This is a genomic window from Sphingobium sp. B11D3A, from assembly GCF_025961695.1.
In the GTDB taxonomy this organism is placed as follows: domain Bacteria; phylum Pseudomonadota; class Alphaproteobacteria; order Sphingomonadales; family Sphingomonadaceae; genus Sphingobium.
This window is the reverse complement of the sequence record NZ_JAOQOE010000001.1, coordinates 2,862,524-2,875,965: the sequence shown is the minus strand read 5'-3', so window position 1 is coordinate 2,875,965 and position 13,442 is coordinate 2,862,524. Positions and strand designations below refer to the sequence as shown.

The 13,442-nt window shown below is 64.8% G+C and carries 14 protein-coding genes; 6 read left to right on the top strand and 8 right to left on the bottom strand.

The annotated features are described in order from the left end of the window. Positions 1-47: 47 nt before the first annotated feature. A complete protein-coding gene (locus M2332_RS13430; RefSeq protein WP_264574444.1) occupies positions 48-437 on the top strand; it encodes a nuclear transport factor 2 family protein in 390 nt (129 codons plus the stop codon). Between the two features lie 91 nt (positions 438-528). Beyond that, entirely contained in the window at positions 529-771 is a 243-nt protein-coding gene (locus tag M2332_RS13425; RefSeq protein WP_264572022.1) for a hypothetical protein, read from the top strand. Here M2332_RS13425 and M2332_RS13420 read toward each other — a convergent pair. The 3 genes from M2332_RS13420 to M2332_RS13410 all read right to left on the bottom strand — a co-directional run bounded on the left by M2332_RS13420 (position 768) and on the right by M2332_RS13410 (position 1,692). Further along, positions 768-1,184 (bottom strand): DoxX family protein, encoded by a 417-nt coding sequence (locus M2332_RS13420; RefSeq protein WP_264572021.1) that lies wholly within the window; start codon positions 1,182-1,184, stop codon positions 768-770. The genes M2332_RS13425 and M2332_RS13420 overlap by 4 nt on opposite strands. 13 nt (positions 1,185-1,197) lie before the next feature. Then, positions 1,198-1,332 (bottom strand): hypothetical protein, encoded by a 135-nt coding sequence (locus M2332_RS13415; RefSeq protein WP_264572020.1) that lies wholly within the window; start codon positions 1,330-1,332, stop codon positions 1,198-1,200. 105 nt (positions 1,333-1,437) lie between these two features. Continuing rightward, on the bottom strand, positions 1,438-1,692 hold the full coding sequence (locus M2332_RS13410; RefSeq protein ID WP_264574443.1) for a DUF2061 domain-containing protein: 255 nt from the start codon (positions 1,690-1,692) through the stop codon (positions 1,438-1,440). Between the two features lie 209 nt (positions 1,693-1,901). Between M2332_RS13410 and M2332_RS13405 the strand changes: the two genes are divergently transcribed. Beyond that, positions 1,902-2,357: a COG3650 family protein gene (locus M2332_RS13405; RefSeq protein WP_264574442.1), complete on the top strand. Its 456-nt coding sequence runs from the start codon at positions 1,902-1,904 to the stop codon at positions 2,355-2,357. Positions 2,358-2,382: 25 nt separating this feature from the next. Here the strand turns inward: M2332_RS13405 and M2332_RS13400 are convergent, their stop codons facing one another. Further along, positions 2,383-3,165, bottom strand: a complete 783-nt coding sequence (locus M2332_RS13400) for a transglutaminase-like domain-containing protein (protein WP_264574441.1) — start codon at positions 3,163-3,165, stop codon at positions 2,383-2,385. Positions 3,166-3,304: 139 nt separating this feature from the next. On the opposite strand from M2332_RS13400, the gene M2332_RS13395 reads away from it, so the two are divergent. Both M2332_RS13395 and M2332_RS13390 read left to right on the top strand, forming a co-directional pair. After that, complete coding sequence (locus M2332_RS13395) at positions 3,305-4,882, top strand: hypothetical protein (protein ID WP_264574440.1); 1,578 nt, start codon at positions 3,305-3,307, stop codon at positions 4,880-4,882. Between the two features lie 424 nt (positions 4,883-5,306). Continuing rightward, the gene (locus tag M2332_RS13390) at positions 5,307-5,999 is read left to right on the top strand and encodes a PEPxxWA-CTERM sorting domain-containing protein (RefSeq protein ID WP_264574439.1); all 693 of its coding nucleotides are present in this window, start codon (positions 5,307-5,309) and stop codon (positions 5,997-5,999) included. A gap of 90 nt (positions 6,000-6,089) precedes the next feature. On the opposite strand, the gene M2332_RS13385 is transcribed toward M2332_RS13390, so the two are convergent. Further along, positions 6,090-6,959, bottom strand: coding sequence for a 3-hydroxybutyryl-CoA dehydrogenase (locus M2332_RS13385; protein WP_264574438.1), 870 nt, complete (start codon positions 6,957-6,959; stop codon positions 6,090-6,092). Between the two features lie 134 nt (positions 6,960-7,093). On the opposite strand from M2332_RS13385, the gene M2332_RS13380 reads away from it, so the two are divergent. Next, positions 7,094-8,197 carry a DUF1176 domain-containing protein gene (locus tag M2332_RS13380; RefSeq protein ID WP_264574437.1) on the top strand — a complete coding sequence of 368 codons (1,104 nt, stop codon included), beginning with the start codon at positions 7,094-7,096 and terminating at the stop codon, positions 8,195-8,197. Positions 8,198-8,216: 19 nt separating this feature from the next. On the opposite strand, the gene M2332_RS13375 is transcribed toward M2332_RS13380, so the two are convergent. The 3 genes from M2332_RS13375 to M2332_RS13365 all read right to left on the bottom strand — a co-directional run bounded on the left by M2332_RS13375 (position 8,217) and on the right by M2332_RS13365 (position 13,304). Then, positions 8,217-8,798, bottom strand: coding sequence for a MarR family winged helix-turn-helix transcriptional regulator (locus M2332_RS13375; protein ID WP_264574436.1), 582 nt, complete (start codon positions 8,796-8,798; stop codon positions 8,217-8,219). Positions 8,799-8,928: 130 nt separating this feature from the next. After that, a complete protein-coding gene (locus M2332_RS13370; protein ID WP_264574435.1) occupies positions 8,929-11,847 on the bottom strand; it encodes a TonB-dependent receptor domain-containing protein in 2,919 nt (972 codons plus the stop codon). 200 nt (positions 11,848-12,047) lie between these two features. Then, positions 12,048-13,304, bottom strand: coding sequence for a gallate dioxygenase (locus tag M2332_RS13365; RefSeq protein WP_264574434.1), 1,257 nt, complete (start codon positions 13,302-13,304; stop codon positions 12,048-12,050). Between the last annotated feature and the right edge of the window lie 138 nt (positions 13,305-13,442).

Sequence of the window (13,442 nt, the reverse complement as noted above, 5' to 3'; positions counted from 1 at the left end):
GAGCTTTGTACAATGTCAATCGCGTCACTATCTCTGGCACGGGCCGTATGACCACCCCCACCGACCTCCCCATCCGCGCCCGACGCGCCGCCTTCAATCGCGCCATTGCCGATGGCGACGCGCAGGCCATCGGCGCGATCCTGGGCAAGGACTGCGTGATGATCACCGGCACGGATAGCGCGGTCATCGCCGGGCGGGCCGCTCAGCTGAGGGTGTGGCAGCGCGAGTTCGCCTCGCCCAGCCGGCTCGTCTATGAGCGCATCCCCGCCGCCATCACCGTCTCGCCGGTCGAGCCGATCGCACTGGAGCAGGGCGAATGGCGCGGCGTCGCGCGGGAGAGTGGCGCGCTGGCGGCCTCGGGCGTCTACACCGCCAAGTGGCGCGAGGTGGCCGGGCAATGGGTGATCGAGGCGGAGATTTTCGTCACGCTCGCCTGAGCCGCCCGTGCGCCGCGCACGGCTCTGTCCTCCTCGCCTGCCATGCGCTAGGGGATGGCACCCCTTTCCCACGCAACCCATAGGAGCCGGCATGGCCGATCTGTATCTCAAGGCGCTGGAATCCGAGCGCAAGGCCCTGTGGGCGACCTGCCGCTTGAAAGGCCTGCCGCGCGACACGCCCGAGCGGGAGCGGATCGCGGCAATCGATGCGGACATTGCCGCGCACAAGGCCAAGCAGGCTAATGGGAAGCCAGCCGGCGGGAATCCAGCCGGTGCCAAGGCGCCCGCCAAATCTGCCGGCGCGAAGAAGGGCGGCGCGGGCAGCGCGCGCTAGGGCTTGCGCGCGGCGCCGGTCCGCCAGGGCCAGTCGGTCACGCCGCTCGCCCACAGCGCCCACCAGATGATCACCGGCTGCAGCGCCAGCCGGGGCGCATGATACCACCAGCCCAGATGCGTGCCGCCGATGGCGATGTCACCCAGCGCATGGTTGAGGTTCGCCGGCCAGACGCACAGCGCATAGAGCGCGAGGCCGATGCCCGCCGCGCGGCGCAGCGGCGGGATCATCAGCCCAAGCGCCCCGGCGATCTCGGCAAGGCCCGTCAGCATCACCACCTGCGCCGGCCAGGGCACCCAGTCCGGCGTGATGGCGATGAAGCCGGCGGGCGTGCGCAGATGTGCCAGGCCGGCGACCAGATAGGCCGCCGCCAGCACCCACCGGGCGGCGCGTCGTCGCCAGGAGGTGGGCATCGCGCGCCTGACCTTAGCTGTTCCGCATATTCTCCAGCCCCTTGACCACGCCGGTCTTCTGGCTGGGCTGGGACGCATTTTGCTTGGGCGGCTTTTCCGCCTTCGGCTTGCGGACTTCCTTGTTCGACTTTTTCTGGCCCTTGGCCATTGGCGTTCCTCTCGGGTTCACGAGCGCATCAGCCCGCAGCGCGCATCCTACGCCTGTCGCCCTGCAAAAGCGCGTTTATTCGCGGATCGCCTGTCCGTCGGACGATCACCCCCAGCGCACCGCCGCCATGCGCGTATCGAACGCAGCGCCCGGAACCGCTGCTGGAGCCGCCGCCGCGCGGGCATCCGCCGCCTTCCAGGCCTTCTCATGGAAGAAGAACGCCACCGCGTTCACCGCTGGCTCGATGAGCGCGATGCCGCCAGCCATCGCCAGCGATCCGGTGAGCAGATATGCCACCGTGAACCCCACGGTCAGGTGAACGGCCAGATAGGTCAGCGTCTTGGTCAGGTCACGGGGCATGGCAGTCCTCAATCTCATTCCGCGCGCCGGGGACGGCAGCGGGGTGGCTGACCATTTATTGAGAACCACTCGCAAATGCCAATCGATTGATCCGCTCACAGTGATGGATCGGGCGTGCGCTCCATCTCTCCCCGACCTGCCCGACCATGATAGCCCGCCCGCATCGCAAAGCGCTTGCCCGCAAAGCATAGCGGGCGCAGAGGGAAGGCATGATCGACGCCGTCACCCTCAACATCGTCCGGGCGCTGCCCCTCGCGCTGCTGCTCGCCGGTTGCCAGTCGCATGGCGATGAGCCCAATGTGCCGGGCAATCGCGACGATAATCGCCCTTATTCGGAGATTGCGGCGAACGAGACCGTGCGCTTCACGGGCACTGAACCGTTCTGGGGTGGCCAGGTCGCCGGCAAGACGCTGGTCTATGAAACGCCCGAGACACCCAAGGGCGAGCGGATCGCGGTGGAGCGGTTCGATGGGCGCGGCGGTCTCTCGTGGAGCGGCACGCTGAGCGCGGCGCCCTTCACTATGACGCTGACGCCGGGCGATTGTTCGGACGGCATGTCCGACCGCACCTACCCGTTCGTGGCCACGCTCCAGATCGGCGATGCACTGCGCTCGGGCTGTGCCTGGTCCGATGCGCATCCTTTCAAGGGCAATGCGGCGCCCTGAGCCGGCCTGAGCCGGGACGCCGGCTTTATTGCTCGACTACCTCAACCTCGACCGTCTGACTGTTCATGATGACCGGGCCGAAGGAGGTGAGGAAGGCCACGTCCGCCGCATCCCGACCGATGCCGATCTTGGCCATCTCCCCTTCCGTGGCCATGCCGGTCGCATCGACCAGATGCCAGCTGCCATCCAGGAAGACCTCGGCGACCGCGTGGAAGTCCTGCGGGGTGACATTGGGCGCATAAACGCTGGCGAAGCGGGCGGGGATGCAGGAGGCGCGGGCGAGCGCGATCACCATATGGGCGAAATCGCGGCAGACGCCCTGCCGGCGCACGAAGGTCTGCAGCGCCGTCGTTTCGGGCGTGCTGACGCCGGGCAGATAATGGAAATGTCCGCTGACATAATCCCGGATCGCCGCCACGCGCTGCCCGCCCTGCAGATCGCCGAACGTCTCGCCGACAAAGCTGATGAACTGGCTGCCGGGGCAATAATGGGAATCGAGCAGATACTGCACGGCCTCGCCCGGCAGCATGTGCGGGGGCAGCGCCTCCAGCCCGCTCACATCGGCCAGCAGGCGGTGGATCTCTACCGTCGCATGATAATCCGCCTTCAGCTGCCCCTGCGCGCGCATCAGCACACGCTCGCCGATATGGTCGTGCGCGGCGACACGCGCGAAATGATCGAGCACGCTCAGGTCCAGCCGGGCGTCGGACACCGTCTGCTCGGGCAGATGCGCCGCTTCGATATGGAGGATGAGATCGGTCGGCTGGGGCAGCGCATAATCGATCGCGGCATGGATACGCAGTTTCATCCCCGCGCAACGTGCGGGCGGCATATTGGTGGCGAGGGTTGCTCTAAAAAAGACATCGTGCATCGCGGACAGCCTCATTTCACGCTTGTCGTCCCTCGCGCGCCTGCCTAGCGTCCGGCCGTGGGGGAGATGAATAGCAATGCCGATCAAACTGTTAGCATGGGCCGCACTGTTCTTTGCGACCATGGCACCGCCTGCGCAAGCGGCCTGGCTGGAAGCCTCCAGCGAGAATTTCGTCATCTATGCCGACCAGAAACCGGAGGAGATCAAGCAATTCTCCGACCAGCTCGAACGCTTCCACCATGCCATGGGCTATGTGCTCTCGGTTGAGATGGAGCCGCCCAGCCCGTCCAACCGCGTGACAGTCTATGTCGTGCGCAGCGACAAGGACGTGCGCAGGCTGCAGGGCGGGGACAGCAAATATACCTACGCGTTCTACGTGCCGCGCGCGGGCGACGCCTTCGCCATCGTCCCCCGGGTAAAGACCAGCAACACCACGCTCGATATGCCGATGCTCGCTTTGCTGCACGAATATGCGCACCATTATCTGATCTCGACCAGCAGCTACGGCATGCCGCTCTGGTTCTCGGAGGGAGCCGCCGAGTTCTTCGCCTCTGCCCAATTCCGCAAGAACGGCAATGTCGGCCTGGGGATGCCAGCGCGGCACCGCGCCGGCGACCTGATGTACGGCGATGTCATCCCGGTCGCGCAAATCCTCAATTCGGGCCATTATCCGAAATCCGCCTCCCAGGGCGCTGCCTTCTACGGGCGGAGCTGGCTGCTTTATCATTACCTCACGTTCAGCAAGGAGCGTCCCGGGCAACTGGCGATCTATCTGCGCCTGCTGCGCAGTGGCAAAAGCCTTACTGACGCGGCGACAGGCGCATTTGGCGATCTCAATGCCCTGCAGCGGGATCTGGACAAATATCTGGGACAGAGCCGGATGACCTATCTGGAGCTCCCTGCCGCCACACTCAAGCCCGGCCCCGTCTCGGTCCGCGCGCTGAGCGCGGGCGAAGCGGCGGCCATGCCGCTGCGGATCGAGCTCAAGAACCGTCCCTCGCCCGAGGAACTGGAGACGCTGGTGGCGGACTTGCGCGCTCTGGCGCCGCGCTATCCGAACGATGCCGCGCTGCACGCCACGCTGGCCGAAGCCGAGCTGGAAGCGGGTCATGAGGATGCTGCCCTTGCCGCTGCCAACACCGCCCTCGCTCTCGATGACCGGCAGGTGAGCGCCTATCTGGCGAAAGGAAAGGCGCTGTTCCGCAAGGCGGAGTCCGCCCCCGACGCCAGCGCTGCCTATGCCGAAGCGCGACGCCCGTTCATCGAGCTCAACAGGATCGAGAATAATCATCCCCTGCCCCTGCAATATTTCTACCGCAGCTTCCTTGAGCAGGGCCGGCGCCCGACGGAGAATGCGGTGGCCGGGCTGGAGCGCGCCGTGGTGCTGGCGCCGTTCGACCAGAATCTCCGTACGATGCTGGTGATGCAGCTGCTGCGGGACCAGCGCTATGATGACGCGCTGATCAACCTCGGTCCGCTAGCGTTCGATCCGCACGGCGGCCCCAGCGCGACGTGGGCACAGGGCCTGCGCGATCGCATCGAGGCGCACGACCGCAGCCAGCCGCTCGATGTGGACGCCCTGCTGCAGGACCTCGCAGCGGCGCAGGCCGAGGATGCCGGCGATGAGGGCGGCGAGAACATCAGGGGAAATTGAGCCCCCTCACCGTCACCCCGGGCTGACCCGGGGTCCAGCTTTTCTTTCGCACGCATCGCCAAATACATTGCGGCTTTCCGTGTTCGGACGTTTCAAGCGGCACGCCTTCTTCGCAAGAAGGCCAGCTGGACCCCGGGTCAAGCCCGGCGTGACGATCGTGAAATGCGGCAGCGGCGCCGCCGCCCCTTCATTGTTTCCCGATTCGCAGCCTCAAACCACTCGCAAATGTAGCGTCTTATAAACGCTCATCGTAGTTAATGACCCCATTTGGGGCATTAACTAAATCTCTTAAAATTTCCCCTCAGAATTCCCTGATTATTTCGCGATAATCGAAGTTAACGAGCGTCCAATCGTAGTTAATGCCATTTTGTATCGAGATGTATTCCTTCACACCGGCTTCAGGACTTTTGAAGGGAACATCGCCGTGAAGAAAACGCTTATCGCTCTCGCTGCCGGTGCAGCCGCTATCGCCTCCGCAACTGCCGCGAACGCGAGCACCTTCGTCATCAACAGCCTCTCGACGCAGTATAGCAGCCCGAGCGGCGAGGTGAGCATTGGTTCGGGCTGGAGCAGCACCTCATACGACGGCTCGTTCTCGCCCCAGAATATCTCCGGCACATGGGACGGCAAGGCGGTCAACTTCCTAGCTTACTGCCTCGAAGTCACCCAGAACTCGAGCACCGGCACGTTCAATGTCGTGTCGCTGAGCAACTATCTCGGTGGCGCGCTCTACAATGATGTCGCCTCGCTGGTCAGCAACTACGCCGGTGGCGACAAGACTCAGTCCGCTGCCCTGCAACTGGCGCTCTGGGAGACTCGTTACGAAACGAGCAACTCGAAGAACGTGGGCGCCGGTTACTTCGAGCTCGAATGGGCGAGCCAAGGCGAGTCCACGCTGATCAACACCGCCAATTCCTACCTTGCCAACAAGGGCACGATTAACAGCAATCTGGATTTCTGGGTCGCGACCAACAGCAGCAAGCAGGACCTGCTGTTCTACACCGTCAAGCCCGCCGTGCCGGAGCCGGCCACCTGGGCAATGATGATCATCGGTTTCGCTGCGATCGGCCGCACGCTGCGCGCACGCCGCCCCAACATGGCGATCAGCTTCAGCTAAGCACAGCCTTTACGATGTGGGAGCGGGAGCCTCGTGTCTGCGGACACGGGGCTCCTTGCTGTGCGGCCAGCGCGCGCCCCGAAAGGCCTTTCACCGCGTCGGCACGGGCTCGTCGCCGGCATAATCGTAGAAGCCCCTGCCCGTCTTGCGCCCCAGCCAGCCGGCTTCGACATACTTGACGAGCAGCGGCGCGGGCCGGAATTTGGGATCGCCCGTGGTGTCCTGCAGCACCTTGCAGATCTCCAGACAGGTATCGAGGCCCACGAAATCGGCCAAAGTCAGTGGACCCATGGGGTGGTTGAGGCCCAGTTTGATCGCGTTATCGATATCCCTCACGCTGGCCACGCCCTCGCCGAGCGCGAAGATCGCCTCGTTCAGCATCGGCAGCAGGATGCGGTTGACGATGAACCCCGGCGCGTCGAACGCATGGACGACCTCCTTGCCCAGCGCCTGTGCATAGGCCTCCACCGCCTGCACCGTCTGTGGCGAGGTAGCGAGGCCGCGAATGACCTCCACCAGCGCCATCACCGGCACAGGATTGAAGAAATGCACGCCAATGAACCGCGCCGGATCGGGCGCCGCCTGCGCGAGCCGCGTGATCGGAATGGACGAGGTGTTGGTCGCGAGGATCGCATCCGGCGCCAGAACCGCGCCCACCTCCGCGAAGATTGCGCGCTTGATGTCCTCCCGCTCGGTCGCGGCCTCGATTACCAGATCGCACCCGGCGACATCATCGAGCGCCACCACGGGTGTGATCCGTGCCAGCGCCGCCTGCGCATCCGCCTGCTCCAGCTTGCCATTCTCCACGGCGCGCGCGAGTCGCTTCTCGATGCCGGACTTGCCCTTTTCCGCACGCGCGAGATCGATATCGCGCAGCAGCACATCCATGCCGGCCTGAGCGCTCACCTGCGCAATGCCCGCGCCCATCTGGCCGGCGCCGATCACAGCGATTCTGCGCATATCTGTGTCCTTTCGATCCACTTGGCCCGGCTTGCTGACCACGGGCTGTCGCAACACATGCAGCTTGGCGCTACACCATTGGCTTCAACTGCATTATGACTGGCGGAATGACAAGGATTTCACGGCTTCTGCGCATGGGCGCGCTGGCTCTCACGGGCCTGGCAACGGTCGCGCCCGCTGCCCCGCCGCGCGGCGAGCAGACGTCGGGGTCTGTCCTCTCGACCGCGCCCGTTGTGGCAGAACCGGTGCTTGGTCGTCTGCGTGTTTTCGACAACTGGGCCGTGGGGTGCGACAATCGCCTGTCCTGCAGTGCGGTATCGCTGAATCCGGAAGGGGTGGATACGCCCAACCGGCTGCTGGTCCTCATTCACCGCGATGGCGGCCCCGCAGGCGCCACCAGCCTGCGCGTGCTGCTGGCCGACCGGCTGCGCGATCGGGTCGATTTCATGATCGATGGCACGCGCCGCATGCGGCAGAAGGTCGATGGCGACACGATTGCGCTTGATGGCCAGACCGCGCTGGAGGTCGTGCGGTCCATGGGCTCCAGCTACGTGTTCGAGCTGTACGATCGCAACCGGACGGTCATCGGCGCCCCGTCGCTGCAAGGCGTCGCAGCGGCACTGCGCTATATGGATGAGCAGCAGGGCCGCATCGGCAGCCGCGGCGCGCTGGCCGCCATCGGTGATGGCCCGGCCGACATGGCGCGCGCCCTGCCGGCCGACCCCGTGCTGCCCAAGACGATCCCGCTCCTCGCCGAAACCGCGACGCCTGCGCTCACGCCGCAAGAGCAAGCCACCGCCCAGCGCCTGGCGCAGTGCGAGAGTGGGCTGGAGAGCAGTCGCCAGCCCGATCTCCATACGCTCGATGCGGGGCATGTCCTGCTGCTGCTGCCCTGCGATGCGGGCGCATATAATGTGAGCGCCGTCCCGCTGATCGCGAGCGGCGAGCCCGGCAACCGGACGATTGCCTTCGCCCCGTTCGATCATCTGCCCGGCTTCACCGGCGATGCCAGCGCCCCGCCGCTGATCATGAATGCCCGCTGGAATCCTTCACGTGGTGAACTCTCCAGCTTCGCCAAGGGCCGGGGCCTTGGCGACTGCGGCACGGCGGAGACCTACCGCTGGGATGGCACCCGCTTTCGGCTGACGGAAGCCCGCTCCATGCCGGTCTGCCGGGGCGCCTGGGAATGGCCGGTGCTGTTCTCGCTGAAGGAAGAGGCCACAACGGGACGGCCGTAACCAGCCGCATGACCGCGCCTCAGCAGTAATCGTCCAGCCGGGCGTGGACCTGTTCCAGGACCTCCAGCGCAATGGCCAGCTTCTCAGGTGGAATGTCCCGCAGGATGTCCGCGCGCAAATCATTGGTGATCGCCATGATGTCTCGCGTGGCGGCCAGCCCTTTTTCGGTGATCCGGTTGTGGACGACCCGGCGGTCGACCTGGCTCTGCGCGCGTTCGATCAGGCCGTCGCGTTCCAGCGTGTTGAGCATATGGGCCATGGTCGGCCCTTCGACGCCGATCAGTTGGGCCAGTTCGCGCTGGGAGAGGTCGTCGCGGGCGCAGGCGAGCAGATACATCGTCTCCCACCGCGCCATGCTTTGCCCAACACTGCGGACCTTGTCATTGGCAAGCTTGCGCCAGCGCCGTGCCGCGACGACCAGCGCGCGCGTGGTCCGGAAAAAGGTGACGGTCCGCTCGTCGTGCTTGGCCCCGGCGTAGAAATTGGAGAGATGTCGCGTGGCATCCTCAATGGGAAAACCGCCAAATCGCGGAAGGCTGCGCGATGTCGCCGCGTCCTCTTCGCTGGTGGAACCCTGTGCGGACGGAGCCTTGTCGACCATCATTCTCCCTTACGTGCCGTTCCAGCAGACCTCCCGCACCTGCACCCGCTCCGTCAAGAGCGATCCGTCGGCCGGCCTGTGCGCCAAAGGGTGCCGTGCCGGACGAAACGCGCCCGGCACGGCAGGGGGATCAGAAGGACGTGCGGATGCCGGCCTTGTACATGCGCCCAACCGGGTTGAAGAGCACGTTGTTACCGCTGCCGTTCGCACCGGGGAAGTTCGGCGGATCGACATTGAACACATTGTCCACGCCGAAATAGACGCTCAACTTGTTATCGCCGCCGACCGGCACCTTCACCGTGCCCATCATGTCGACATAGGTGCGCGATGGCATGGCGTTGGTGCTGGAACTGCTGGAGGCCGTGATCACATAGCCGGGCTGCTCGGCGCCGATGAACGCCGCGTTGTAGAAGCCCTTGTTGATCCAGCGAACATGGGTGGAGAGCGAGAACAGCTCACCCAGGTCGAGGCCCACGGTCGCGTCAACCGTCCAGTCGGGGATGCCCGGAGGCGTACCGCCGCGCAGACCCGTCTGGCCGGCCCGTTCGACCGGCCCCACGGCGTCCACGGTCACCAGATCGATGACATGGCTGGCCATGACGGACAGGTTGACTGCGCTGGCCGCGCCGACCGGCTGGCGATAGTTCAGCTCCATGTCGATGCCGCGCGCGTTGAGCTGGTTGACGTTCTGAACCACGTCGCGAACATTGGTGATGACGCCATTGGCCGCACCACCATCGCGCGTGACCAGCGAGCAGCTCAGCGTATCGCCCTGCGAGCAGCGCGTCACGATGTTCTGCTGGCCGAGCGTGCTGATCGCATCCTTGATCTTGATGTCATAATAATCGACCGACGCCCGGAACCGCCCGAGCATCCCACCGCTTGGCTGCAAGACGATGCCAGCGGTGAACGTGTCCGCCTTTTCCGGCCGCAGATTGGGGTTGGAGCCCAGCGTGATCGGCACGACCGTCTGCTGACCGCCACGCGCCGGATCGTTGAGAATGCCGGACGCACTCGTGATCGGGCCGAACAGTTCCGAGACGTTGGGCGCGCGGATGTCGCGGGACTTGGTGACGCGGAAGCGGACCGCATCGACGGGCGCCCAGACGCCGCCCACCTTCCATGTGGTCACATTGACCGTGCTGCTCGGGAAGAAGTCGCTGGACCGCTTGTAGTGGGTCCGGCGGACGGCGCCGTTCAGGCTCAGTTCGCGGAAGAACGCCGTGTCGCGCAGGATCGGCACTTCGGCCTCACCATAAGCCTCGACCACCTGAATCTTGCCCGAGATGACCGATCCGTTGCCGGTGAAGAAGGCCAGCGCCTTGGAATTGGCATCGGCATCGCCGCTGACGCTGTCGCTGCGATATTCCGCGCCCACGGCGACGCCGAGCGGCCCGGCGGGCAGATCGAACAGCGAGCCGGTGACGTTGGCAGCGACGACATGCTGGGTGGTGATGTTGGTCTGGAAGGCATCGGCCGTGACATAGGCCTTGGCCGCCGCGAAGGTGGCGCCTTGGCCGGAGCCGAAGGGATTGAGGGCCACGCAGGCAGGGTCGTTATTGGTTGTGCTGGCATCGGCATTCACCCGGCACACCGGCGCCCCGCCGGGCCCGGCCACCGCGTCGAGCGCCTTGAGAATGCGCGAGGTGATCGTGCCACCCGTGATGTCGCTGCGGAACTCGTTGCGGCCGAACTGATAATAGATGTCCGCCGACCAGTTGGGCGAAATCTCATATTTGGCGGACGCGACGGCGCGATAGACATCGTTCTTCACGACCAGCTGGCCCGGGCCAATATCCTTGAAGCCCTTGCCCAGCGTGAAGCTGGTGAGGCCATTAGCATCCATGATGGTGCGCAGGTCCAGCGCGGGATTGCCGGAGGTCGGAATGAACGGGTTGTCGCGCTGGATGGTGATGGCCGTATTGCGATACGGCACCGCGCGGTGGCGCCCTTCGCCATGACCGTAGTTGAAGCCGAACTCCATCGTCAGGGCCGGCGTGGCTTCCCACGTGGCGAACGCCATGGCGTTATAGCGCTTGGTCGGCGAGACGATCGGGAAATCGAAATAGATGTTCTCGCCCGGCCCATCATTGGTGCCGCCAAGCTGATAGAGGTTGTTGGCCAGCGTGCCCTGCGTGGTGCGGAACGGCGTGCCGTCGGCGCGGAAGCCGATGCCGTCGATCGCGCGGAGAGCCGGGACGAGGCGGCCGGCATAAGCGGAGCTCGGCGGCGTGGTGATACCGTTATAGGGCGCCGTCCAGGGGTAGACGCCCGCCAGGATGTTGTTGGCGGGCAGGCTCGTCACGCCGGGATTGCGGCTGATGTTGATGAAGCCATTGGCGCACCAGTCGCGCGAGGGGCAGCTTTCCACACCCTCCGCCTTTTCATATTCGCCGCCCACGAGCAGATGCAGCGTCTCGCCGATCTGCCAACCGCCGGCCGCGCCGAACTGGGTGGTGAAATTGTCGCCATATTGCGAAAAGCCGACTTGGGCATTGGCCTTGTAGCCCGTGAACGCCTTGTCGATGAGCAGGTTGACGACGCCGGACACGGCGTCCGAACCATAGACGGCGGACGCGCCGCCCGTGACGACCTCGGCACGCTGGAGCATGATCGAGGGGATCATGTTGGTGTCGACTGTCGCCTGCGTGGTGGACGGCACGAAGCGCTTGCCGTCGACGAGGGTCAGCGTGCGCACCGCGCCCAGACCACGAAGATCGAGGATGCGACCGCCGACATAGCCGCCCGCCGCGCCCAGACCGGTCGAGGCCGGTGAGTTGGTCGCGCGGAAGGCAGGCAGTTCGTTCAGCGCATCGCCGAGATTGGTGATGCCGCGTGTTTCCAGTCGCTCAGCGCCCAGAACCGCCACGGGGGTCGGCCGGTCGAAACCGGAGGCGATGCGCGATCCGGTGACCACGATGGCCTCGTCGCTTGCATCTGCTCTATCGCTTTGGGGGGCGCTGTCCTGCGCGAAAGCAGGGAAAGCGAGGACGGTGGCGAGGGCCGCGAAACAGGCGTGCTGACGCAGCACGCGCGCAGATCTCTTCATTGCAAAGTCTCCCAGACAAATTATCGTTGTTAGGGAGCTATCTATTCATCAGATTCTGTTAGTTTGCAATCTACTTTGTCGCCGTCCGGGCGAAGGTCGATATGGTGTGGCGCAAATGCGGCAGGCTGTCAGATACCCCGTGAGAAAGGGCGGCAAACCAAGGTCCGCCGCCCTCTCACAAAGCATCCGCGGCGCGCCCCTTATTGTTTGCCGGCCACCGAATAGGTGATTGCGGCATTGCGGGTCTTCTGGAAATCGGGAACGCTCAGGCCCTTGAAGGCGGCATAAACGTCGATATTGCCGATGCCGAGCACCGCGGCCATTTTCTCCAGCATGAAGAAGATGACGCCGTAATGGATCATGCCGATCCAGTTGCGGCTGCGGATCAGCTCCTTCTCTTCCTCGCTCAAATCCGACTCGGCAAACAGCCCTTCCTGATCCTCGACAAACCGCTTGCGGAACTCCGGCTCGATCAGGCGGTGGAGGAAGTGGTTGATGCGGAAGCCCTTGACCGCGCGGTCAATGGTGAAAGGATAGGTCCCTTCGATCGCCTCGACGCCCGCCAGCTCGCGGGACGCGCGGGCACGCAGTTGCTCATCGGTCTCGGCCGGCGGCACCGGATCGCCCAAATCCTTGAACAGCATCGTCGCGATGGCCGTCATTGACGGGAGGAAGTAGCTCTGGTGCAGCTTCTCGACCTGTTCGGAGAGCGCGCCGCGCATCAGCAGCCACATCACCACCTCGGCGCCTTCCCAGCCGCCGAGCTTGGCGAGATCGGTCACCGTCGCGTCGAGCAGTGATTCGGGATCGTTGGTGAGCTTCTCCATGAACTCCATGTCCCAGGCGGTGTTGTTGAACCCGCAGCGCTCGCCATGGACCTGATGGGAAAGCCCGCCCGTGCCCGCGATCGCGACCTTGATGTCCCTGGGATAGCTCTGGATCGCGCGGCGCAGCGAGCGGCCGAACTTCCAGAAGCGGCGCGCCTTGGGGATCGGATGCTGAAGCACGCCGCACTGCAGCGGCACAAGGCGGCAGGGCCAGCCATTCTCGTGAGGCAGCAGGACCGAAAGCGGCGAGAAGGCGCCATGGTCCAGCCCCATGCCCTGCCAATAGGCCAGATCGAACTCGTCAGCGACCATGCACTCGGCGATGTGCTTGGCAAGGTCCGGATCGCCCTTGATCGCGGGCAGATCGCGCTTGCCGCCGCCTTCGTCCGCCGGCTCATACGCCTCGCCAATGCCCAGCGCGAAATGCGAGTAATGGGTGAAGAAGGAGGTCATGTGGTCGTTGTAGACATACAGGATCACATCGGGCTTCTCGTCCGCCAGCCATTGCTTGACCGGCTCGAATCCCTCGAAGATCGGCGCCCAGACGGGATCGGTCTGCTTGTTCGCATCCTTGGCGAACGCGATGGTCGGCGTGTGCGAAACGGCGAAACCGCCGATGATCCTGGCCATGGGCCTCTCCTCTTGTCTCTGCGGCGCAAGCACGGACTCGTCGCCGGTGGCGCATAGTGTAGGTTGCACCCTATTTGTACGCAACACAAACGAAGTAGCCGAAGGGCGGCATTGGCGAGCGTCCCGACCTCCTCTCTC

Excerpts from the sequence above, each read along its gene's own strand:
- M2332_RS13430 (WP_264574444.1), top strand. The coding sequence starts at position 48 with ATGACCACCCCCACCGACCTCCCCATCCGCGCCCGACGCGCCGCCTTC.
- M2332_RS13425 (WP_264572022.1), top strand. The coding sequence starts at position 529 with ATGGCCGATCTGTATCTCAAGGCGCTGGAATCCGAGCGCAAGGCCCTG.
- M2332_RS13420 (WP_264572021.1), bottom strand. The coding sequence starts at position 1,184 with ATGCCCACCTCCTGGCGACGACGCGCCGCCCGGTGGGTGCTGGCGGCG.
- M2332_RS13415 (WP_264572020.1), bottom strand. The coding sequence starts at position 1,332 with ATGGCCAAGGGCCAGAAAAAGTCGAACAAGGAAGTCCGCAAGCCGAAG.
- M2332_RS13410 (WP_264574443.1), bottom strand. The coding sequence starts at position 1,692 with ATGCCCCGTGACCTGACCAAGACGCTGACCTATCTGGCCGTTCACCTG.
- M2332_RS13405 (WP_264574442.1), top strand. The coding sequence starts at position 1,902 with ATGATCGACGCCGTCACCCTCAACATCGTCCGGGCGCTGCCCCTCGCG.
- M2332_RS13400 (WP_264574441.1), bottom strand. The coding sequence starts at position 3,165 with ATGAAACTGCGTATCCATGCCGCGATCGATTATGCGCTGCCCCAGCCG.
- M2332_RS13395 (WP_264574440.1), top strand. The coding sequence starts at position 3,305 with ATGCCGATCAAACTGTTAGCATGGGCCGCACTGTTCTTTGCGACCATG.
- M2332_RS13385 (WP_264574438.1), bottom strand. The coding sequence starts at position 6,959 with ATGCGCAGAATCGCTGTGATCGGCGCCGGCCAGATGGGCGCGGGCATT.
- M2332_RS13380 (WP_264574437.1), top strand. The coding sequence starts at position 7,094 with ATGGGCGCGCTGGCTCTCACGGGCCTGGCAACGGTCGCGCCCGCTGCC.
- M2332_RS13375 (WP_264574436.1), bottom strand. The coding sequence starts at position 8,798 with ATGGTCGACAAGGCTCCGTCCGCACAGGGTTCCACCAGCGAAGAGGAC.
- M2332_RS13370 (WP_264574435.1), bottom strand. The coding sequence starts at position 11,847 with ATGAAGAGATCTGCGCGCGTGCTGCGTCAGCACGCCTGTTTCGCGGCC.
- M2332_RS13365 (WP_264574434.1), bottom strand. The coding sequence starts at position 13,304 with ATGGCCAGGATCATCGGCGGTTTCGCCGTTTCGCACACGCCGACCATC.